The organism is Shewanella sp. 10N.286.54.B9, assembly GCF_041468565.1.
Classification (GTDB): Bacteria; Pseudomonadota; Gammaproteobacteria; order Enterobacterales; family Shewanellaceae; genus Shewanella.
The window spans coordinates 20,897-41,597 of the sequence record NZ_JBFRIY010000010.1 but is presented as its reverse complement, the minus strand read 5'-3'; the positions used below and the strand labels follow the sequence as shown (position 1 = coordinate 41,597).

The window sequence follows — 20,701 nt, the reverse complement described above, 5'->3', positions numbered from 1 at the left end:
GATGCAGAAGGTAGAGCGAAGCAGGATGCTAGAGCCGAGAATAACTATTAGCTACAACCCACGTGCTTGTCTAAAGTGATTTAAATTCCCGCTGAATGGTCAACTCTTTAATGGAATTGGTATTAGTAAATAATACAACTACTTATTATGCAGTTAAATTAGGCTTTTATCTCCACATTTTGGCGAATAGTGAATATTTTTGATAATGATATAGGCTTTTCCTATCTCCGATTTCATAGAGATAGAATGTTGGTAGGGATGATCAAACAACTAAGGTGAGATCCCTTTAAGTAGCCCACCGCACAACCATGCCATGTAAGTAGCAGTCGCATAACCAAATACTGAAAAAAGTACCGCCACCGGAGCAAAGCTCTTGTGGTATGCCATGGCGACTACCGGTGATGATGCTGCGCCGCCTAGGTTACATTGGCTCGCAATGGCCATATAAGCGACTGGCGCTCGCATTAAGACCCCAGCAACGACAACAAATATTACGTGGATCAACAACCAAACAGCACCGAGCATAAAATAGATAGGAAAGTCAGCAATCGCAGTGATATCCATCTGCAAACCCATTATCGCAATCAACAGGTACAACATCACCGTAGAGACCTTTGACGCGCCTACCTGCTCTAGGTTTCTCGCCTTAGTATAGGACAATAGTAAGCTAGTCAGTGATACCACGACCACTATCCAGAAAAACTCTGAGGTAAAACTAAAGCGAGCCGATCCTGGATAATTAGCTTCGAAGTATGGCACTAAAATATCAGCAACTCCGTGTCCTAAACCCATAACAGCAAACGCCACAGCAAAAATAGCCATATAATCGTTAAGCGTTGGGAGCTGCTTTTTACTGGCAGATAAATGCATTGCCGATTGCTGTAGCCCTTCTAACTGGCGAGTATCTGCTTTGAGCTTACGGTCAATCACCTTGCAATGATTGGCGCAAAAAAGCAGAAACGACATCCAAAAAGCCGAAAAAACCACGTTTACAGTAATCATTACTGAGAAAACATCATCGCCAACTTGATAAATTTCTTTCATGGCAAGTTGATTGGCAGTGCCCCCGACCCAGTTACCCGCTAAGGTAGCCATGCCTTTCCATGCGGCATTGGCGCCCTCCCAAGGTACGCTGTCAGGTGAAATATTAGCAAGCAACAGCAATGCGACTGGCCCGCCAATAATAACGCCTAAACCACCCACCAGGAAAAGGATTATAAGCTTGGGGCCTTGCTGTAAAATCGCCTTTATGTCGACACTAATAATTAGCAGACAGAGACAAGCTGGCATGATGTAACGTGACGCTATTGTGGCCAATTGGCTATTTGAAGTATCAATAATCGCAAATGTATTAAATAGCGAAGGCAGGAAATAACACATTACCATCACAGGAATAAACTGATATAACTTGCGCCAAAAAGCCTGAGGCAATTGACTGGTGTAAAATACCAGTCCCAAAATACCAGCAACTAAACCAAAAAGTATGGGATCCGATGAAATCAAAATAAGCGGCGCCTATTGGGCATAACAAAAATCAAGAAACTTTGTTGCAAGCTCTGAAAGCGGTTCGTTTTCATGCACTATAGACCAATAATTGCGGCTATGATCCCACCCTTCCAGCTCCAGTCTAACCAGTTCACCTCGCTCAACCTCCTCCACAACAGCTAACCAAGGCAAAACACTCACACCGATCCCTGTTCCAATCGCTCGTTTTATAGCGCCCATGGTTGTCATCGTGAGCTCTTGTTCAATATTGATTTTGGCACTCTTCAGTAACTGTATCGCCCGAACTCTTGAGATTGACGTTGGTTGCGCTAGCACCCACAGCTCCTTTGATAAGCTTGCCGCACTCGGTTTTATCGTAGAAATCGGGTTAGTTGCACCAACAACGATACAAATATCATCCTTAAGCCATTGTTGAGTCTGTAGGTTTTTACTCGCTGGTTTTGCGTCAATAAAACCTAAGTCGAGCTCCCTTTCGCTCACCATTTTCTCAATAACCGCGCTATCTTCAACCACTAGCTTGATATCGACTAAAGGGTTGTCTTTTTTGAACAGCGGAATTTTACGCGATAACACATAATTACCTGCAGTTTTACTGCTACCCACCTTTAGTGAGCCTCTAACACCATTGTTTTTTTCAGTAAAAAGTTGCTCTAACTGCATCCCTTTTGAAAGCATGTCGTTGGCGTAAGGTAAAATAACAGCACCATTATCGTTAATCACTAACCCATGACTATTACGGTCAAACAGCCGGCTTTCAAGCGAGCATTCTAGATCTTTCAGTGCCATACTGACCGCTGGAACAGACATATGTAATGCTTTGGCCGCTTTAGAGATCTGGCCACTATTGTGAATAGCCTTAAAAATACTTAGCTGCTTTAGGGTTATTCTCATCATCGCTACCAGGGTAAGAATTTCGATTAATTATATCTGAAGCTAATATGAATACCCGATTAATCAAAAAACATAGATAAGATTTGCTAAGCAGTTAAAGCTTCATGCTAATTATTTGACCTAGAACTGCCAGCATTACAAGACTATGCTGACAGCGAGTTCATCTATTTAAAAATCATATCGAATACTGATACTCGCAACATTATCATCTGCTAACTTAATGACAGGGCCTGCGTTTGCGACGCGGTATTCACCACTGTACTTAGCATAATGAGCATACACTGTCGTTGTTTTTGAAAGTTTATAATCAGCTCCTACAACTAATGAATCAATATCGACATCAGTGGCTTGTTTATAATCATTAGAACTTGCTGCGCTATTTTTAAAATACTTGCCAAACCCAGCCTTATCCTTGCCATATTCAGCCTTTAGATTCACACCATTTAAATTATAAACAGCCGCCAAAAAGTATGAATCACCTTCTTTATCACTATAGCTTTGGCTTTGAGTGTTCTGAAATAACCCTGCCAATTTAAGCTGAGCCACTTTAACTTGTGCCACAGCGCGGTAAGCATCTACTCCGCCAACGGTATTATATGCAGCAGATAGGTAATAGTTAGTTTTCTTTAATTTTTTGTCTCCCGCAACTAGGCTTAATGCATATTGAGTCTCGTCATTATCTTCATAATTATCATCCATTAAGTAGGTCGCATTAACATTAAATGCTCCAAAAACTTTAGGTGAGTAATAAGTAAAACCATCGCCTCGCCTAACTTGTCCAGCTATCATTCTGTTATAAGCTGCGTTAGTTAAAGCAAAGGTTTCAGCCTTTCCTTTAGATGTTTTGAAAACGGTATCATTACGACCAACTAAGGCAGTACCTAGATTAGACTTAATCCCTAAGTATGTGTTTCTCGGTGTGAAAACATCATCATTATCGGTTGCACTATGTACTTGAACTTCCATTTTATATAGTAATTCAATGTCATTTGTTAGTTGTTCACTACCTTTCAAGCCCAATTTTGAAAAGTTGTTTTCAATCACCGTTCCAGACTTTTTATTTTGCGTAGTACTACCGTTATCTGAATGTGTAATAGAGAAATCAAGTCGCCCATAAACTTCAGGCCCATCAGCTAACGCAGAAAAAGAACAGCTTGACACAACAGATATGACAGCGAGAGATAAAAAAGAGCGTTTCATAATAATGCCTTTATAAATATAGTTATTAACAAATAAACTGTGACTTTGTTAACGCACATATTATTTAAGCAACAAACTCAATAACTTTAACCAGCTCACAATCGACTCAGATAAATGGCATCTTAAGTAAAACTTAAACTCTCTTAATAATTACTTATACAGATTTTTAACATGATGTAGATCTAGGTTTTATTTCACTCACCTGATTAACCTATTTGCAAATCACAGCGCGACTAAAAACTGCTGAATAATATGATCGTAAGGAATAAATGATGAGATTAACAAAGATTGCTTCACTGATGACGGTATTACTTCTAACCTCTGGCGCAGCCATCGCTAACGGCGATAACTTAGCTTCATTTCACACTGATATGGGCGGTTGTGACTCATGTCATGTCGCCGAGAAAATGAAAGATATCAAATCGAGTATGACAGATAGCCAAACTCACGAAAATGAGCAATGTCGTTCATGCCACGGTACATACGAAGAACTTGCTAATGACAAACTTGAATTTGATCCGCACACCTCGCATTTAGGCGATATCAACTGTACCTCGTGTCACTCCGGTCACGCAAAAGCGGAATTGACCTGTAATAATTGCCATAATTTTGAAATGGAAATGCCATTTGCTGCAGCAAAGGCTAAAAAAAGATGGGATGCAGGCTGGGATCAAGACAAGATCCAAAAAGCCATTGATAAAGGCCCAATCGAAACCGTCGATGTGATTGTCGTAGGTGGCGGTTCTGCGGGTTTTAATGCCGCAATTTCGGCACAAGCCGCTGGAGCAAAAGTGGTTTTATTTGAAAAAGCCGCTTATACCGGTGGTAACTCAATGCTAGCAGCTGGTGGTATTAACGCCGTAGGGACCCCGCAGCAAAAGAAAAAGGGCATTGAAGATAAAGTAGAGTGGTACGCTGAAGATGCAATGAAAGGTGGACGTTACCAAAATGATGAAAAGCTCGTACAAATACTAGCAGAAGAATCAGCCGATGCAGTTAAGTGGTTAGAATCACTAGGGGCGAATATGGATGACCTGAAACGCTCTGGCGGGGCTCGAGTAGAGCGTACTCACCGTCCATCAGGCGGTGCTTCAGTAGGGCCTCATATCATCGACACACTTCGTAAAGCTGCTATTTCTCGGGATATTCCAGTTAGAGTTAATTCTCGAGTAGAAAAAATTGTCCTTAATGACGACAAGTCTATCGCTGGCGTAGTGGTGCACGGACGCCACAGCGGCTATAACATGGTCGCGGCAGATTCTGTAGTATTAGCCACTGGCGGCTACGGTATGAATAAGCAGATGATCGCTTACTACCGTCCAACCATGAAAGACATGACAAGCTCTAACAATGTCACAGCGACTGGTGATGGCATTACTTTAGCGAAAGAAATTGGCGCATCGATGACGGATATTGACTGGGTTCAAGCACACCCGACTATTGGTAAAGACAGTCGTATCTTAATCTCAGAAACGGTTCGAGGTGTAGGCGCTATCATGGTTAACACTGATGGCCAACGCTTCATTAGTGAGTTGACCACACGAGATCGAGCATCTGATGCGATCCTAAAACAAAAAGACCAGTACGCTTGGTTGGTATTCGATGAGCAACTGATTGAGAAAAAGAAGATGGTTCGCGGATATGAGCACTTAGGTATGCTAAGTAAAGCAAATACAGTAGAAGAATTGGCAAAAATAACCGGCATGAGTCAACTAGCTAAAACCGCTAGCGACTATAATCAGTATCAAGCAAGCGGCGAAGACAAAGCCTTTGGCCGTGAAGATATGCCACTTAACCTAAGCAAACCTCCATTTTATGCAGTAAAAGTGGCACCTGGTATTCATCACACTATGGGTGGTGTTGCCGTCGACACAGATGCCAATGTGCTAAACCTACAAAGCTGGAAAATGTCAGGTTTATACGCTGCAGGCGAAGTAACCGGTGGCCTTCATGGATTCAACCGTCTTGGTGGTAATGCAATTGCTGAAACAGTGGTATTTGGGCGTAAGGCTGGAGAAAATGCCGCCAAGCATGCTCTCGCTAAGTAACATCATTTCAGTCGTGTAGGCTGAGACTATCCCCGCATAACAAAAGGCCAAACCTAAACAACTTGGCCTTTTCTATTAACAACAATAATCGTTATTTACAAACCATAACTGTAACTAGAACCAAGCCCTAACGGCAAGCCAATTGACCAGTACAACAGCAACCAAGCACTCCAAATTGCCATCAACGCTAAACTAAACGGCAACATCATCGAGATGAGCGTACCAATACCGATATTTTTCACATAGCGCTGACAATACACCACCACTAATGGGAAGTACGGCATCAAGGGGGTAATAATATTCGAGCTTGAATCTCCAACCCTATACGCCGCTTGAGACAAGTCTGGACTAATATTTAGCTGCATCAACATTGGTACTAAAACAGGCCCGATTAACGCCCACTTAGCTGATGATGAACCTACGAATAAGTTAACAAAGCCAACGAGGATTATCATTCCCACCACAGTGACTTCGGCTGGTAAGTTTAATGCTTTAAGGCCGCTCGCGCCCTCAACAGCAATTAATGCCCCTAGATTAGATGCCGAGAATGCAGCGACAAACTGGGCACAGAAAAATGCCATCACAATATAATGCGACATACCGCTCATCGACTTAGACATCGCCTGAACCACATCGCTAGAGTTCTTAAAACTACCAGTTATATAGCCGTATACTAGACCCGGTAACATGAAGAAAATAAAGATTAACGGCACAATCGATTGCATTAACGGTGCACTAAAGCTGGTAAGTGAACCATTACTATCTCTAAGTGTGGAGTTCTCTGGAAAAGTCAAAGAGAAGAAACCTACAATGGCAATTAACATCACCAGCGATGCACTTCTAAATGCTTTCATCTCCGTCGGTGTCACCTCATCCATCGCAGGCAGATCAACTTCATCACGATTAACTTTGTGAGTACGATTAAGTCTAGGCTCAAGAACTTTATCGGTTAACCACCAAATAAGCAGCGTAATAGGAATACAAGATGAAGCAGCAAAAAACCAGTTATTCAGCGGGTTAACGCTAATGCTTGGATCAACAATTTGCGCTGCTGATTGCGTAAAGCTCTGCAGCAGAGGATCAATACCGGATGGAATAAAGTTGGCGCAGAAACCACCAGATACCCCAGCAAAAGCGGCAGCAATACCCGCTAATGGGTGGCGCCCCACCGTGAAGAAGATAACACCTGCAAGCGGGATCACCACCACATAGCCTGCATCCGTTGCGGTATGAGAGATTATGCCGACCAACACAACAGCGGGAGTAAGTAACTTTGCAGGGGTCACTTTCAGCATCTGCTTCAGTGCAGTATTGATGAAACCTGAATGCTCCGCGACTCCAACACCTAACATAGCAACTAACACCACACCTAAGGGCGCAAACGCGGTAAAGGTGGTAACCATCGAGGTTAGAAAGTGAGTAAGCGCTTCTGCACTAAGCAAGTTATTAACCACTATCGGGCTATCGGTACGCGGGTCAATCGCATCAAAACTAACACCCGACAATAAGGCTGATAAGCCCCATACTGCAAACATCAATATTAAAAATAACATCGCAGGGTCAGGTAATTTATTACCGACACGCTCAATGCCATCAAGCGCTTTACCCAACATTCCTTGCGGCCCTTCCTCAGCAAGTGCCTGTTTATCTGCTTTCATCATTCAACCTATTTGTATTTAGCCAAATCATCGAGATCGATAAATCTCCTTAGAGTTATCGAACTCGTGCTTTTTTTATAACCTAACAGGATAAAGCTTAAGTCTGTAGTCAAACTTAAAAGTAGCAATTAAATGACGAATAAGGGATGAGTCAAGACTGAATGAAACAGGATTTTTTAGTTATAAAAAAAGCCCCGAGTCATCAACACAGGGCTTTTATAGCGAGACAACTTACTCGCTGATATCTATAAACTTATTTACTGGTGTCAATCGGGTCAAACGACTTAACTAAATCATCTACCGCTTTCATTTGGCTTAAGTAGTTCTCTAACTGATGCAAAGGCAATGCACAAGGACCGTCACATTTAGCATTATCAGGATCTGGGTGAGCTTCGATAAACAGTCCCGCCAAGCCCAATGCCATACCACTACGAGCAAGCTCTGTGGCTTGAGCGCGTCGACCACCTGCGCTATCGCTACGCCCACCTGGTTTTTGCAGCGCGTGAGTCGCATCAAAAATAACCGGGTAGCCCGATTGCTTCATCTCATCCATACCCAGCATATCAACCACTAAGTTGTTATAGCCAAAGCTTGAACCACGTTCGCACAAGATGATCTCGTCATTACCCGCCTCATTAAACTTACTAATGATATGACGCATTTCGTGTGGTGCAAGGAACTGCGGCTTTTTCACGTTAATAATTGCGCCAGTTTTAGCCATTGCCACGACTAAATCTGTTTGACGTGCTAAGAACGCCGGCAGCTGGATAATATCAACCACTTCAGCCACTGGTGCACACTGATGCACTTCATGAACATCGGTGATCAACGGTAGATTGAAGGTTGACTTAATCTCTTCAAAAATCTTCAACCCCTCTTCCATACCAGGACCACGATAGGAATTAACAGAAGAGCGGTTTGCCTTATCGAACGATGCTTTGAATACGTAAGGGATCCCCAGTTTTTGAGTCACTTCAGCGTAAGTCTCGGCAATCTGCATTGCAAGATCGCGTGACTCAAGCACATTCATACCACCAAACAACACAAAAGGTTTGTCATTAGCGATTTCAATCGAACCTAAATTAATGGTTTTATTGCTCATCAATCTCTTCTCTCTATCTGAGCCAAGATGACTGTCTTGGCATTATTCAAAATAAGTTTTGCTTTACGAGTCTAGCTCGCAACTAGTTGCAATATTTGGCCACACATCCACGCCATATAAGTGCCTAAAGCATAGCCCAACACAGCCAGAAGCACACCTACTGGCGCCAGCGCAGGATGGAAAGCTGCAGCGACAACAGGTGCAGATGCCGCACCACCAACATTTGCTTGGCTGCCCACCGCCATATAAAACAGCGGCGCTTTTATCAATTTAGCCACAATTAACATAAAGCTTGCATGGATCAGCATCCAAATCATACCAATAGCAAAGTACCAAAGGTTATCAGCATCGAACAATTTTGAGACATCCATGTGCAAACCAATGGTCGCGACCAGGATATACAGGAAAACCGTGGCGACTTTTGATGCACCAGCGGCTTCTAGATGTCGTACAGGGCTGAACGACATCGCTAAACCAATCGTGGTTACCGTGACAATCAACCAGAAGAATTTAGACGTTAAGCTGTAATCGCGAGTCCAAGGGTAGTTCGCTTCAAAAAATGGCCCTAAGAAGTCGGCGACCACATGGGCAAGACCGGTAATACCAAATCCAATCGCTGCAATCATCATCAGGTCATTTAGGCTTGGGATGCGTGCATTCTCTGCGTGATATTTCTCTACCTTGTCTTTTAATGCTTCTAGAGCCGATGTGTCTGCGCCAGTCTTAGCATCAATCTGTTTCGCTTTAGAGGCCATAAACAGCAGCACTGCCATCCAAATATTGGCCACGATAACGTCAACCGTCACCATGATAGAAAAGATATCGCCACCCGCTTCATAGATCTCTTTCATCGCCGCTTGGTTAGCGCCGCCACCAATCCAACTTCCAGCCAGCGTAGTCATTCCGCGCCATACAGCCTCAGGCCCAGTGACACCAAGCACTTCTGGGTTGATACTCGATATGATCAATAACGCAATTGGACCGCCAATCACAATACCGACAGTACCGGTTAAAAACATAATTATCGCTTTTGGACCGAGCGATAAAATCGCTTTCAAATCGACACTTAAAATAAGTAACACTAAACAAGCGGGAAGTAGGTAACGCGAGGCGACAAAATACAGCTTCGAGCTATCACCATCGATAATATTGAAGGTATTGAGCAATGACGGTAAAAAATAACACATTAACAATGCTGGAATGAAAGTATAAAACTTCTTCCAGAATTGATGGCTACTGTTACTGGTGTAAAATACAAAACCCAGCACAACCGCTAATATGCCAAGCGCTGTGGCATCATTGGTGACCAATGCACTACTGATCGAATCGGAACTACTCATTTTAGCCTATCCCCCTGATAGTGGCTGTATTATAAATAACAATACTTTGCCTAATTATTATTCTTGCTCTTCAATTTGTTGTTTTAGTAATGGTGTATTTGTACACTCTAATACTGATAGTGGTGTAACGAAAAAAGAGCCATTCGGCTCTTTTTTTTACGCTTAATGGAACGTTTCAACGTCCTCTTTAAGCTCTTTCAATTGCATCTTTACCAGCTCAATGACAGGGTCATGTGGACTGTTATCGACAAAATGTTTTAAATCAGCCGTCGCGACACTAATACAACCCAACTGCTGTGCAATAAAGGCTCGTTCGCGGTTGAGGTTGAGATCTTCCGGGTGCCATTGCAGCAGCAAATTACAGCACTCCATCGCAGGCTCAAATTTGTGCGCAACAATACTGCCCGCCTTCATCTCATGGATCATGCGTGACACTATGCGCTTTACTGATGCTGGTTTTAGGTAGCTTGGTTTAAATGCGGCAGCATTACCTAACTCACCACGTACTAATATATGCAATTGATGCTTGCTTAACTCATTGCCCGTTAGCGGATCAATATAGCGAATATCATCGTCAATTTGGCTCAAAAGTACTGTTTGCCCAGGTAAAAGCAATAGCTCTAATTTAAGATCTAATTGCTTGGCCAACAACATCAACACAGTGGCTAACGTGGTGCTATTGCCCTGTTTCGATGTCATGCACTTACCAAGATCTGCCGCTTCCGCACTGTAATAAGCTTCACGCGCACAGAAACCCAAGTCATTGTAAAACCAGTTCAGTAATGCTTTTAATCGGTCATGTCTGTCGACCACATAAAAGCTCAATACCGAGCCAGCCAGCTCCAGCCAAGCCCAATTAGCATTTTTTACTTTAGAAAAGCCCAGATGCTGTGCAACATCAAGGGCTGTTTCTGGTAATTGAATAGAATCGTTAAGTTTCAAGTGAGTCTTCAACCTAATAAAACTGCTTGCTTAAACACAGCCAGTTTCGCGGCGTAAACCACCCAACCAAGTGCACCCAATGCGGCAAATACTTTAAATAATTTATTACGATTAGCCTTAAGAGCGATAGTCGCTAGAAGGATATAAGCAACCACAGCACTTAGTTTTTCTGTCATCCAAGGGTCAACAAATGGATACTGTTTAATAGAAAAACACAAAATCAAACCGGATAGCAGCAGGAAGGTATCGATAACGTGCGGCGCAATTTTAACGAACTTTTCGTCCATTATCGGTGACTGACGTAAATGAAGCGAAAAACGCACAATAAAAAACAGCACACTTAACGCAACAAACGTCATGTGTGTATGCTTAAACACAGGGTATAAACTATAAAAAGTTTCCATGATTTTAGGTCTTTTAGCCGACAAAGGCGCTAGTGTACCCGATCCCCTTAACCATAACCAATATCAGCGAATAGTATTGAGTAAGAGTGGGCAAAATTTAACCTTTGCATTGATATGGTAACGCCTTTAGATGGAAGCGAACTGGTGATGCACCATCATTATTACTCTTGTACCGCTCTGCTCTTAACTGCCTCAGTGCTTTGTTGCCCCAAATCTAGCAATGGCTTCCACTGACTCTATTTCAATAGAGTCTATGTAATACCAATCAATGTAACGATTTGATCTAACGTGGGGGATTTTCATGAACTAAATCAAGGCGAGCGAATTCAAAACGCTGTCGGCAAATGGTGGGATTTGAGCTAATCGTTATTCTCGACTCAGGCATCCCCGGTTATTGCTCCATGTATGACTCTCGATAATTGCTCCTGCATTATTCTATCTTCAACCATCCTTGGTCTCGTACCTCCGAAATCTGACTGCCAAAGAAGGCGGAAATGTCTCATTTTGTATGGAACAAAATAGAGCATTTAGTCGTATATCCAAATCCCATAGCGAAGCAAACGGCGTTTTGCCCATTTTTTGACTTCAGCCGTACTACGTCTGAACGGGTCAAATACTTAATGCAATTGGTATAATGCAACTGCAATTATTGAGAGAAACGCAGGAGCATTTAATAGCCTATGATCATAGCCGCTAAACTCTCACTACTAATCAAATATGTATACTGATTAGTAGCAGAACAATAGGTTAGTTCTTTTCCAGCAAACCCAGCTCGTCCTTAGCGATTCGGCTCCAGCTCAATCTAGCTAAAACGACGAGATCGATAATATTTTTCTAGCATGCCAAGTGAGAATTCCGTCCAAAGTTGCACGTAAACTATATGTTTGCTCATAATATGCAAAATCTTTTACAAAGAGAAAAGCCCCCTCAAAACCCACTTTCCCACACCTACCCTATCGACACACAAAAGCAATAAAATCAACAGCTTAGCCACATAATAACCATCTAAAACAATACCTGCATACCGTAAGCTTCTAATTAACCAAATGATCGCTTTGAAAGAAACCTGCATCAATTAATTGCATATTGTATATCCTTTAGTGTTAAGATGAATAAAATTCAGACCCCCCTTATGGAAATGTTGTCTCAATTTGCAACAGCGGACTTCTGGACGTCTAGATGTTCACTGTGTTAGTCTATTTCATCGCAATAAAAATGAATTCAAGAGCAACATGAGAAAACTTCATGTGAGGATAAAATGATAGAGCTTAGACATTTACGTACATTAGTCGCCTTAAAGGAAAGCGGAAGTCTCGCAGGTGCTGCGAAAAAGCGCTTTGTCACACAATCGGCACTTTCTCATCAGATCAAGGAACTTGAAACTAGGATTAATTCAGCTATTTTTGTGCGAAAGAGTAAGCCGCTATCTTTCACTCAAGAAGGTTCAAGATTGTTAAACCTTGCTGAAGACATTTTACCTAAGGTTATAGAGACTGAATTTGACCTAAAAAAAGGCCTTGAAGAGGGTGATAATAAGCTTGGAGTCGGAATTGAATGCCACAGTTGTTTCCGCTGGCTAATGCCAGTTATGGAGCAATTTAGACAAGAATATCCCCAAGCAGATCTTGACCTTTCAAGCCGCCATCTATTTGATTCACTGAATGCTCTTGAGTTGGGCGAACTCGATGTGGTGCTAACGTCAGATCCTGTTCCAGGGCAAGCTATCGCTTATCAACATCTTTTTGACTTTGAAGTACGCCTCGTTGTGGCCAGTGATCATCCGCTTGCCAATGAAGAATTTGTAACCCCAAAACAGCTCGAAAACTTGTCCATTTTAAGCTACCCAGTATCATTAGAGCGTTTAGATATTTATCGCCACTTCATGGAGCCAGCGGGTATTCAAGCCGGCGCTGTAATTAAGTGTGATCTCACCATGATGCTGCTGCAACGTATTGCCTGTAAAGACGGCATAGCTGCATTACCTAATTGGTCAATCAGTGAAAGCCACGGTCTAAATCTAGTCAGTATTAAGCTCGGGCCTGATGGACTTAGAAGACCACTGTTTGGCGCCTACCGCAGAAACGGTTCAAATGCTCGTTTAGCCCAGCATTGGTTAGAAATGGTTGCTAAAGAAGGGGTTGAAAAGCAAAAGCTCAAATAGAACGACTTGCTCACCAATCAATCGATATAAAAAAGCCTGCTAAATGCAGGCTTTTTATTAACTCTATAGTGGTCTTAATAGGAGGTTTCGTTTAGCTAGCGTTCGTCTAAGTACTAAACCTGGCGACGATGCGTTATGAGTTTGTCGCAAATTATGAGCAATCAAAAATTCATCACGTAGCTCATCATCTAACCCTAGAGACTCAAAAGCTTCCATAGTCAGTGTTTGCTGCTGGTTTTCAAGAATACCTTTAAGCACACTCAGTGAATAAGGCTTTTCCGTTTCACTATTTAGGTATGCAAAGGCAGTCAGTGCAATGATGTCTCCAAAAACACTAAATAGCGCCAGTGTTTGCACTTCATCAGGGCTGATATCAAAACTATCCATTTTGTACAGTGTATCGACCGCATCAGTTGCTACAGCTTCTGTTAATGCCCAGTAACCGTGAACTAGCTTTTTATAAGGCTCTTTCAACTCATCGAGTCTTTCTTTCAAATAAAAAGTAAACGCATAGCGGTAAATATTCACCTGTCCAAGCCTGACTAAAGCATCCTTCAATGAACGATTCTTAGTCGATTGCGCCGAGATTTGATTTGCCGTGCTACTGCGCCACAATAAATGAGCTGATAGCGCGGGATCTGTCGAGACTATGTCAATGACATTTCGAATATCACCATCGGCTATGATGGCTTTTTTTAACGGGATAAGTATCCCTCTACGGCCAATTACCTGCTCTTCATTGCCGATAATAGCGCGTACTTGAGTAAATACCTGCTGCTCAAGATCTGTCATTTGAAACGTTAAACCTTTTATTATATTTATATATATGCTCAATCAGTCAAGGGCTCTTAACGATCAGCATTTGGAGCCAAGCTCTCTGCCCCTAGCTTAGCAAGTTTTAGCCATTTTTTGCGTATTAAATTTAGTTTAGTGAATAAATCTGTGATTCCAATAACAATCCAAATAAAGACTGTGTCAAAGGCATAAATCCCAGAAAACTGGCTAAGTAAGCCTTAATAATTAGTGAGTTCATGGGCTTAACAGTATTTCCAAGCCAACAACCAAGGATCAAGTTCACTATTTTGGCTATTTTTCAGCTGATAATACGCAATATCGCTACATCATTCTCGCGTTAAACGCTGTCTATATGATGATTAATAGCTTCAGCTAATACCCGGTAACCGCTGTCATTGAGATGAATGCTATCAGATTTTTTACTCGGACTGCCTAGCAGTTCACTAACCGTCTCTTCCAATAAGACTAGTTGGTACTCCTCCGCTAGCTCTGCATAGATAGGTGAAGGGGTAAGAAATAGGCTTTTCTTTGGCACTGCGATTAATAGTACTGTAACTCTTTGAGATTGCGCCAGTTCAATCATTGCTGCCAAATTACGTTTAGTCTCAGCCAGAGGATGGTTTCTTAGAAAATCATTGCCCCCTTCAAGTAAAATAAGCAGCTCGGGAGAATGTTTCGCTAATATCCCTGGTAATCTCTTCAGCCCTTTACTGGTTGTTTCTCCAGATATACCCGCATTGATGACGGTTAATTGAGTCATCTCAGCGAGTTGGGCAGGATAATCAGCCCCTTTGCTAGCTCCAACACCGGCGGTTAAGCTATCCCCAAAAGCGACAATGGTGGCGCCTGATGGCAACAATGGCATCCGTACATCTTGGCAAGATTGTAGTAGGAGTATAAAAGGTAATAAAAGCAGTAAACGAAAATTCATATCTGAAACGCACCCAAATTAAAAGATACTAATGGCTAGCATAATGGCTATTCCAGTTAAAATGAATGCTTAATTAGCTAGTCCAAAGGTTATTCACCCACTGGCATTCTAGGTTTCATTACAGTTCTACACTGTAAGCACAAAAAAATCGCTGATGCATCACAGCAGCGATTGTTTATTGCTTTAATTAAGCCTGATTCTATTTGCTGGTTTTCGCTTTACGCAAATAAGGAATAACGAGTAGCGCTACCCCCACTAACAAAAATGGAATACTCAACAACTGTCCTGCACTGAAAGTCCATGTATCTGCGTAAACAGCCTGCTTAACTTTCACCATTTCAATCACAAAGCGTGAACTAAACACTAAAACTAAGAACAATCCAAAAATGGCACCATGTTTCTGCTTCATCTCTGTCATTCTATAGATGCACCATAGCAAGGCGAAAATTGACAAGTAAGCGATAGCTTCGTAAAGCTGCGCTGGATGACGCGGTAACATATCAATTCTTTCAAAGATAATGCCCCATGGCTGATCGGTCGGTAACCCAAGAATCTCTGAGTTAACGAAATTTGCCATCCGCACAAAGAAACCAAAGATAGCAGTGGCAATAGCCAAACGGTCAAGCAAGAATAAAAATGGCAGCTTCACCTGACGCTGATAGTAATAGAGCGCTAAAATAGCACCCAGTCCGCCGCCATGGCTGGCAAGCCCTCCTTCCCAGATAGCAAAAATCTTTAGCGGATGGCTAAAGTAATAAGCCGGATCGTAGAATAGACAATGTGCTAGACGCGCACCGACAATAATACCGACTACGCAATACATCAGTAAATTATCTAGCGACTCTACCGGCAAGTTTTCCCTAACATAAATACGCTTCATCACCTGAAAGCCAGAGGCGATAGCCAGTGCAAACAATATGCCGTACCAATGTACTTTAAGCCCCATAAAGCTGATCGCTACAGGGTCTACATTCCAAATCATGTGGTCCAAATCTAACCTTCCAATGTTATGCTTTTAAATCAAAATATTCGAATCTATTGCGCAGTTTTACGCTGCAACAAATGAATTAGCAAGCGCAAACGCCAATATTGCCAAGCTGATTTTGTAAGAAATTCATTAGAGGCCAAATAATAACCACCAGAGTGTTGCCTTACTCGCTTCGAGTCTCGCACAGAAGTAACCATTATCAATACCGTTCCCCCTGATTATTGTGCTTTTAGCACCTATCAATGTTGCCATATTCAATCGTGTGCATATTCCACTGCATTAGAAATTTTGCTATAGTGCCGCCTCAGCCACCCTACATAAATTTAGGGCAAATTAGCTGCGTGATAACGCGTGCTAAAAAGCCCCCCAGAAATTGGAAATAAAGGCTGATGACTCAGTTTCAAGGTTCACATATCCTTTCGGTAAACCAGCTTAATCTGGATGCCGTGCAGAACATCTTTGATGTTGCTACTCGTATGACTCCCTACGCATTAAGACAGAAACGTACCACTGTTTTAGATGGCGCGGTATTGGGCAACCTTTTCTTTGAGCCGAGCACACGTACTCGTATCAGTTTTGGCTGTGCATTTAACCTGCTAGGCGGCAAAGTTAATGAAACCGTCGGTATGGCGTCATCATCATTATCAAAAGGTGAGTCTCTGTACGATACCGCTCGAGTCCTTTCAAGCTACTCAGATGTGATTGCGATGCGCCACCCTGAAGCGTTTTCAGTCAAAGAGTTCGCAGAAGGCAGCCGCGTGCCAGTCATCAATGGTGGCGATGGTTCAAACGAGCATCCGACTCAAGCACTACTGGATCTTTTTACCATCCAAAAAGAGCTCGCCTCAGGCGGTCGTGATATTAGTGGTATGCATATCGCGATGGTGGGCGACCTTAAGTTTGGCCGCACAGTACACTCTTTATCTCGTCTGTTATGCATGTATAAAGATGTCAGCTTCACGTTAGTGTCACCAAAAGAGTTGGCAATGCCTGACTATGTGATCGATGACATTGAAAATGCTGGGCATAAGATCACAATAACAGACCAACTTGAAGGCAATTTAGATCGCGCTGATATACTCTATCTAACTCGAATTCAAGAAGAACGCTTCCCATCACAAGATGAAGCGAATAAATACCGTGGTAAGTTCCGACTTAACCAAAGTATTTATACAAAGAATTGTAAATCTAACACAGTGATCATGCATCCTTTGCCACGAGACTCTCGTGAACAAGCAAATGAACTGGATAACGATCTTAATAACCACCCTAACCTGGCTATATTTAGGCAGGCAGATAACGGTTTATTAATTCGTATGTCACTGTTTGCACTGACGCTAGGTGTTGACTCTCAATTGGAGCAATATGAGCGCCCAGTCAATTGGTATTCACGAAAAGCTGAATTTTAATCAGGCTACTGACTTTTAAGGATCTAAAATGACCCGTTCCGACGAACTATTTGAACAGGCTAAAAAAACCATTCCAGGCGGCGTTAACTCTCCAGTCCGCGCATTTAATGGTGTTGGTGGTTCTCCACGTTTTATTGAAAAAGCTGATGGCGCCTATATTTTTGACGCTGATGGCAAAAAATACATCGATTATGTAGGTTCTTGGGGACCAATGATCTTAGGTCATAATCACCCGAAAATCCGCGAAGCTGTATTAAAAGCAGTAGACAACGGTCTATCGTTTGGTGCGCCAACTGAACTTGAAGTCACTATGGCTGAAAAAGTTATCGAAATGGTTCCATCTATGGAACAAGTTCGTATGGTCAGCTCTGGTACTGAAGCGACCATGAGTGCAATTCGTCTTGCGCGTGGCTTCACTAACCGTGACAAAATCCTAAAGTTTGAAGGTTGTTACCACGGCCACGCTGACTGCCTATTAGTAAAAGCAGGCTCTGGTGCACTGACTCTAGGCCAGCCTAGCTCTCCAGGTATCCCAGAAGATTTTGCTAAGCACACATTAACTGCAACTTACAATGACCTTGATTCTGTTAAGGCACTGTTTGAACAGTACCCTGAAGCGATTTCATGCATTATCCTAGAACCTGTTGCTGGCAACATGAACTGTATTCCACCAGTAGAAGGTTTCTTACAAGGGCTGCGTGCAATCTGTGATCAATACGGCGCACTGATGATCATCGATGAAGTCATGACCGGTTTCCGCGTATCTAAAAGTGGCGCACAGGGTCACTACGGTGTCACACCCGATCTAACCACACTAGGTAAGGTGATTGGTGGCGGTATGCCAGTAGGCGCTTTTGGTGGCCGTAAAGATGTGATGCAGTTTATCGCTCCTACTGGTCCTGTTTACCAAGCGGGTACACTGTCAGGTAATCCTATTGCAATGTCTGCAGGTCTTGCACAGATGGAAGCACTCTGTGAAGATGGCGTTTACGAGCAGTTAGCTGCTAAGACGCAATACATTGCTGAAGGCTTTAAAGCGGCTGCCAACAAGCACGGCATTCCAATGGCAATCAACTACGTGGGTGGCATGTTTGGTTTCTTCTTTACCGAAGAGGAAAAGGTGACATCATTTGAACAAGTCACTCAGTGCGATGCAGAAAAATTCCCAGAGTTTTACCATGGCATGCTAGATGAAGGTGTTTACCTAGCGCCAAGTGCTTATGAAGCAGGTTTCCTATCACTTGCTCACGGTGAAGCAGAGCTTGAAGCAACGCTCGCTGCTGCAGAACGTGTATTTGCAAAAATGGCAAAAGGCTAACGCTTAAAAGTCAGTTATTGTAGACACAAAAAAAGGAGCACTTCGGTGTTCCTTTTTTATTGCCAGCTGAAAGGTTTAACCCTTAGCCTTGACCGATGTTTTAATCACAACCATTGCAACTAATGCCTGTGCCAATAAAGTTAGATTGTCTCGAACTAAACCTGGATTTTCAAAAACACCCAATCCAACAAGTTGTTTCAAACTGACAAGTAACCAAACAATTGCACCTAACAGTAAAAAACTTCGAACAAAAAAAGCCATTGCTTCGCCCCAATCACTAAATGTTGTAGTCAGTATTTATTTTGAGCACAATATACTGTTCATTTACCAGGCAGTCAATAACTTGACAGTGACAATTTTAAGTCGAAATTTACTTGGCCGACTATAAGTATTAAGTTAACGAAAATTAATCATGTAACTTGCTCAGGTTACCCTACTGCGATCAGGAGCAAACCCAAAACCACAAAAGTAGATACCACTAACAACCACAACAATATCAGTTTAAAAACCTACTAAAGAGCCCGAAATGCACCGCGTAAATCACAGTTTTAATAAAACCTTGAACTAGATAACGGTTGCGTTCTGTTTTTCACTGTGGTCTGATCGCCGCGCTCTACCAAGGAAAGCTTAAATAAGCCTTAAATCTAGACACAGTAATACTGTTTTCAGTATCCAATAAAAAATCTACCAGTGAGTAGCCCTATGTTGTACGCATTTTTAATATCGCTAGCAGTACTTGCGTTGTTGAGTATTGTGTTTGAAGAAGTTACCCATCTAAACAAAGCTAAAACAACCCTGTTTTTCGGATGTATCTCTTGGATTGCACTTTTTATGGCCGCCGGTGATCCTGGCCACGAGAAGTTAATCGAAGAGCAGCTAAACGAAAACTTGCTTGAGATTGCCACTTTATGGTTATTCCTCATGTCGACAATGACATTTGTCGCTTACCTCAATGCCAAAGGCATGATCCAAATACTGGTACAAAAGTTATTCCCACAACGAGTCTCTGTACGGATGTTAATGTTACAAGTCGCATTGTTCTCGCTGGTACTTTCAGCCATATGTGACAACGTTACCGCAACCCTAGTGTCTTTAGGGTTACTGACCACCTTTAAGCTCGATAAACAGATGCGCCGACGTATGGCTGTGCTGATAATCTTTGCCGTTAACTCTGGCGGAGTAGCCCTCATTACTGGCGATGTGACCACATTGATGATTTTCCTTGGTGGCCATGTACACATGTCGGAACTACTGCTGCTATTTGTACCTGCTGCGGTTAGCGTAATGCTACTTGCACTGCTTTTCTCGCTAAAGGCTGAAGGGGAAGTAAGCACCACACCAATCAAGAAAGAGGTACGTTCCGTCGATATTGTTATCGCGGTGATCTTCTTCAGTACCATTGTGATGACCATGGCGCTCAATATCCTGTTTGGCATCCCTCCAGTATTAACCTTCTTAACAGGCTTGTCAGTCATGTTTCTCGTTGGCCATACCACTCGAAGCAACAAAGAGGAGTTACAGATTCTGGAGTACATTCGCCAAGTAGAATACGACACACTACTATTCTTCTTGGGAATTTTGCTACTCGTTGGCATGCTTAAAGAGATAGGTACCCTTGATCTGCTCACGCAAGTCTATTCTCAGTTCGATCCGAATATATCTAACTTTGTCGCCGGTATTGGCTCGGCACTGCTTGATAACGTGCCGCTAACGGCCGCATTGTTGAAGGCTGAACCCGTGCTTAATACACCAGAATGGCTTGGGTTAACTTACTCTGTGGGAGTGGGTGGTTCATTGCTGGTTATTGGTTCTGCCGCAGGCATTATCGCCATGAGCAAAGTGAAGGAGTTAACCTTTGTTAGCTACCTTAAGTTTGTACCAGCGCTAGCACTCTGTTACAGCGTAGGTTATGGGCTTACTTTGCTGTTGGCTTACCATTTCTATGGTTAGTCACTGCATTTATGAGTGATTGTTATAAACAAAAAAGGCCTAACTGTTATTAGGCCTT

Annotated in this window: 17 protein-coding genes; 5 read left to right on the top strand and 12 right to left on the bottom strand. The window is 42.6% G+C overall.

Features of this window, described 5'->3' with window-relative positions; genetic code table 11:
• Positions 1–270: 270 nt before the first annotated feature.
• The 3 genes from AB4135_RS03375 to AB4135_RS03365 form a co-directional block, all read right to left on the bottom strand.
• Complete coding sequence (locus AB4135_RS03375; protein WP_371990320.1) at positions 271–1,503, bottom strand: DUF819 domain-containing protein; 1,233 nt, start codon at positions 1,501–1,503, stop codon at positions 271–273.
• A 12-nt stretch (positions 1,504–1,515) separates the two neighbouring features.
• Entirely contained in the window at positions 1,516–2,397 is an 882-nt protein-coding gene (locus AB4135_RS03370; protein WP_371990318.1) for a LysR family transcriptional regulator, read from the bottom strand.
• A 168-nt stretch (positions 2,398–2,565) separates the two neighbouring features.
• Entirely contained in the window at positions 2,566–3,597 is a 1,032-nt protein-coding gene (locus tag AB4135_RS03365; RefSeq protein ID WP_371990316.1) for a porin, read from the bottom strand.
• A gap of 272 nt (positions 3,598–3,869) precedes the next feature.
• Between AB4135_RS03365 and AB4135_RS03360 the strand changes: the two genes are divergently transcribed.
• Complete coding sequence (locus AB4135_RS03360) at positions 3,870–5,645, top strand: flavocytochrome c (protein ID WP_371990314.1); 1,776 nt, start codon at positions 3,870–3,872, stop codon at positions 5,643–5,645.
• Between the two features lie 95 nt (positions 5,646–5,740).
• On the opposite strand, the gene AB4135_RS03355 is transcribed toward AB4135_RS03360, so the two are convergent.
• The 5 genes from AB4135_RS03355 to AB4135_RS03335 all read right to left on the bottom strand — a co-directional run bounded on the left by AB4135_RS03355 (position 5,741) and on the right by AB4135_RS03335 (position 11,091).
• Complete coding sequence (locus AB4135_RS03355; RefSeq protein ID WP_248973584.1) at positions 5,741–7,303, bottom strand: AbgT family transporter; 1,563 nt, start codon at positions 7,301–7,303, stop codon at positions 5,741–5,743.
• Between the two features lie 253 nt (positions 7,304–7,556).
• The gene (gene kdsA / locus AB4135_RS03350) at positions 7,557–8,405 is read right to left on the bottom strand and encodes a 3-deoxy-8-phosphooctulonate synthase (RefSeq protein ID WP_371990312.1); all 849 of its coding nucleotides are present in this window, start codon (positions 8,403–8,405) and stop codon (positions 7,557–7,559) included.
• A 71-nt stretch (positions 8,406–8,476) separates the two neighbouring features.
• On the bottom strand, positions 8,477–9,745 hold the full coding sequence (locus AB4135_RS03345) for a DUF819 domain-containing protein (protein WP_371990310.1): 1,269 nt from the start codon (positions 9,743–9,745) through the stop codon (positions 8,477–8,479).
• 162 nt (positions 9,746–9,907) lie between these two features.
• Positions 9,908–10,687 carry a tetratricopeptide repeat protein gene (locus AB4135_RS03340; RefSeq protein WP_371990309.1) on the bottom strand — a complete coding sequence of 260 codons (780 nt, stop codon included), beginning with the start codon at positions 10,685–10,687 and terminating at the stop codon, positions 9,908–9,910.
• An 8-nt stretch (positions 10,688–10,695) separates the two neighbouring features.
• Positions 10,696–11,091: a SirB2 family protein gene (locus AB4135_RS03335; protein ID WP_371990307.1), complete on the bottom strand. Its 396-nt coding sequence runs from the start codon at positions 11,089–11,091 to the stop codon at positions 10,696–10,698.
• Positions 11,092–12,349: 1,258 nt separating this feature from the next.
• Here AB4135_RS03335 and AB4135_RS03330 point away from each other — a divergent pair.
• A complete protein-coding gene (locus AB4135_RS03330) occupies positions 12,350–13,252 on the top strand; it encodes a LysR family transcriptional regulator (protein WP_371990305.1) in 903 nt (300 codons plus the stop codon).
• A gap of 63 nt (positions 13,253–13,315) precedes the next feature.
• Here the strand turns inward: AB4135_RS03330 and AB4135_RS03325 are convergent, their stop codons facing one another.
• The 3 genes from AB4135_RS03325 to lgt all read right to left on the bottom strand — a co-directional run bounded on the left by AB4135_RS03325 (position 13,316) and on the right by lgt (position 15,969).
• Positions 13,316–14,044: an HDOD domain-containing protein gene (locus AB4135_RS03325; protein ID WP_371990304.1), complete on the bottom strand. Its 729-nt coding sequence runs from the start codon at positions 14,042–14,044 to the stop codon at positions 13,316–13,318.
• Between the two features lie 340 nt (positions 14,045–14,384).
• Entirely contained in the window at positions 14,385–14,978 is a 594-nt protein-coding gene (locus AB4135_RS03320) for an arylesterase (protein WP_371990302.1), read from the bottom strand.
• A 199-nt stretch (positions 14,979–15,177) separates the two neighbouring features.
• The gene (lgt, locus tag AB4135_RS03315; protein ID WP_371990301.1) at positions 15,178–15,969 is read right to left on the bottom strand and encodes a prolipoprotein diacylglyceryl transferase; all 792 of its coding nucleotides are present in this window, start codon (positions 15,967–15,969) and stop codon (positions 15,178–15,180) included.
• A 386-nt stretch (positions 15,970–16,355) separates the two neighbouring features.
• Between lgt and AB4135_RS03310 the strand changes: the two genes are divergently transcribed.
• Together AB4135_RS03310 and hemL are read left to right on the top strand one after the other, a co-directional pair.
• Positions 16,356–17,375 carry an aspartate carbamoyltransferase gene (locus tag AB4135_RS03310; RefSeq protein ID WP_371990300.1) on the top strand — a complete coding sequence of 340 codons (1,020 nt, stop codon included), beginning with the start codon at positions 16,356–16,358 and terminating at the stop codon, positions 17,373–17,375.
• A gap of 28 nt (positions 17,376–17,403) precedes the next feature.
• The gene (gene hemL / locus AB4135_RS03305; RefSeq protein WP_371990298.1) at positions 17,404–18,693 is read left to right on the top strand and encodes a glutamate-1-semialdehyde 2,1-aminomutase; all 1,290 of its coding nucleotides are present in this window, start codon (positions 17,404–17,406) and stop codon (positions 18,691–18,693) included.
• Positions 18,694–18,768: 75 nt separating this feature from the next.
• On the opposite strand, the gene AB4135_RS03300 is transcribed toward hemL, so the two are convergent.
• Complete coding sequence (locus AB4135_RS03300; protein ID WP_371990296.1) at positions 18,769–18,954, bottom strand: hypothetical protein; 186 nt, start codon at positions 18,952–18,954, stop codon at positions 18,769–18,771.
• 441 nt (positions 18,955–19,395) lie between these two features.
• Between AB4135_RS03300 and nhaD the strand changes: the two genes are divergently transcribed.
• Complete coding sequence (gene nhaD, locus AB4135_RS03295; RefSeq protein WP_371990294.1) at positions 19,396–20,643, top strand: sodium:proton antiporter NhaD; 1,248 nt, start codon at positions 19,396–19,398, stop codon at positions 20,641–20,643.
• Positions 20,644–20,701 lie beyond the last annotated feature (58 nt).

Coding starts and splice junctions, on each gene's coding strand:
- AB4135_RS03370 (WP_371990318.1), bottom strand. CDS start 2,397: ATGAGAATAACCCTAAAGCAGCTAAGTATTTTTAAGGCTATTCACAAT.
- AB4135_RS03365 (WP_371990316.1), bottom strand. CDS start 3,597: ATGAAACGCTCTTTTTTATCTCTCGCTGTCATATCTGTTGTGTCAAGC.
- AB4135_RS03360 (WP_371990314.1), top strand. CDS start 3,870: ATGAGATTAACAAAGATTGCTTCACTGATGACGGTATTACTTCTAACC.
- AB4135_RS03355 (WP_248973584.1), bottom strand. CDS start 7,303: ATGAAAGCAGATAAACAGGCACTTGCTGAGGAAGGGCCGCAAGGAATG.
- kdsA (WP_371990312.1), bottom strand. CDS start 8,405: ATGAGCAATAAAACCATTAATTTAGGTTCGATTGAAATCGCTAATGAC.
- AB4135_RS03345 (WP_371990310.1), bottom strand. CDS start 9,745: ATGAGTAGTTCCGATTCGATCAGTAGTGCATTGGTCACCAATGATGCC.
- AB4135_RS03335 (WP_371990307.1), bottom strand. CDS start 11,091: ATGGAAACTTTTTATAGTTTATACCCTGTGTTTAAGCATACACACATG.
- AB4135_RS03330 (WP_371990305.1), top strand. CDS start 12,350: ATGATAGAGCTTAGACATTTACGTACATTAGTCGCCTTAAAGGAAAGC.
- AB4135_RS03325 (WP_371990304.1), bottom strand. CDS start 14,044: ATGACAGATCTTGAGCAGCAGGTATTTACTCAAGTACGCGCTATTATC.
- AB4135_RS03320 (WP_371990302.1), bottom strand. CDS start 14,978: ATGAATTTTCGTTTACTGCTTTTATTACCTTTTATACTCCTACTACAA.
- AB4135_RS03310 (WP_371990300.1), top strand. CDS start 16,356: ATGACTCAGTTTCAAGGTTCACATATCCTTTCGGTAAACCAGCTTAAT.
- hemL (WP_371990298.1), top strand. CDS start 17,404: ATGACCCGTTCCGACGAACTATTTGAACAGGCTAAAAAAACCATTCCA.
- AB4135_RS03300 (WP_371990296.1), bottom strand. CDS start 18,954: ATGGCTTTTTTTGTTCGAAGTTTTTTACTGTTAGGTGCAATTGTTTGG.
- nhaD (WP_371990294.1), top strand. CDS start 19,396: ATGTTGTACGCATTTTTAATATCGCTAGCAGTACTTGCGTTGTTGAGT.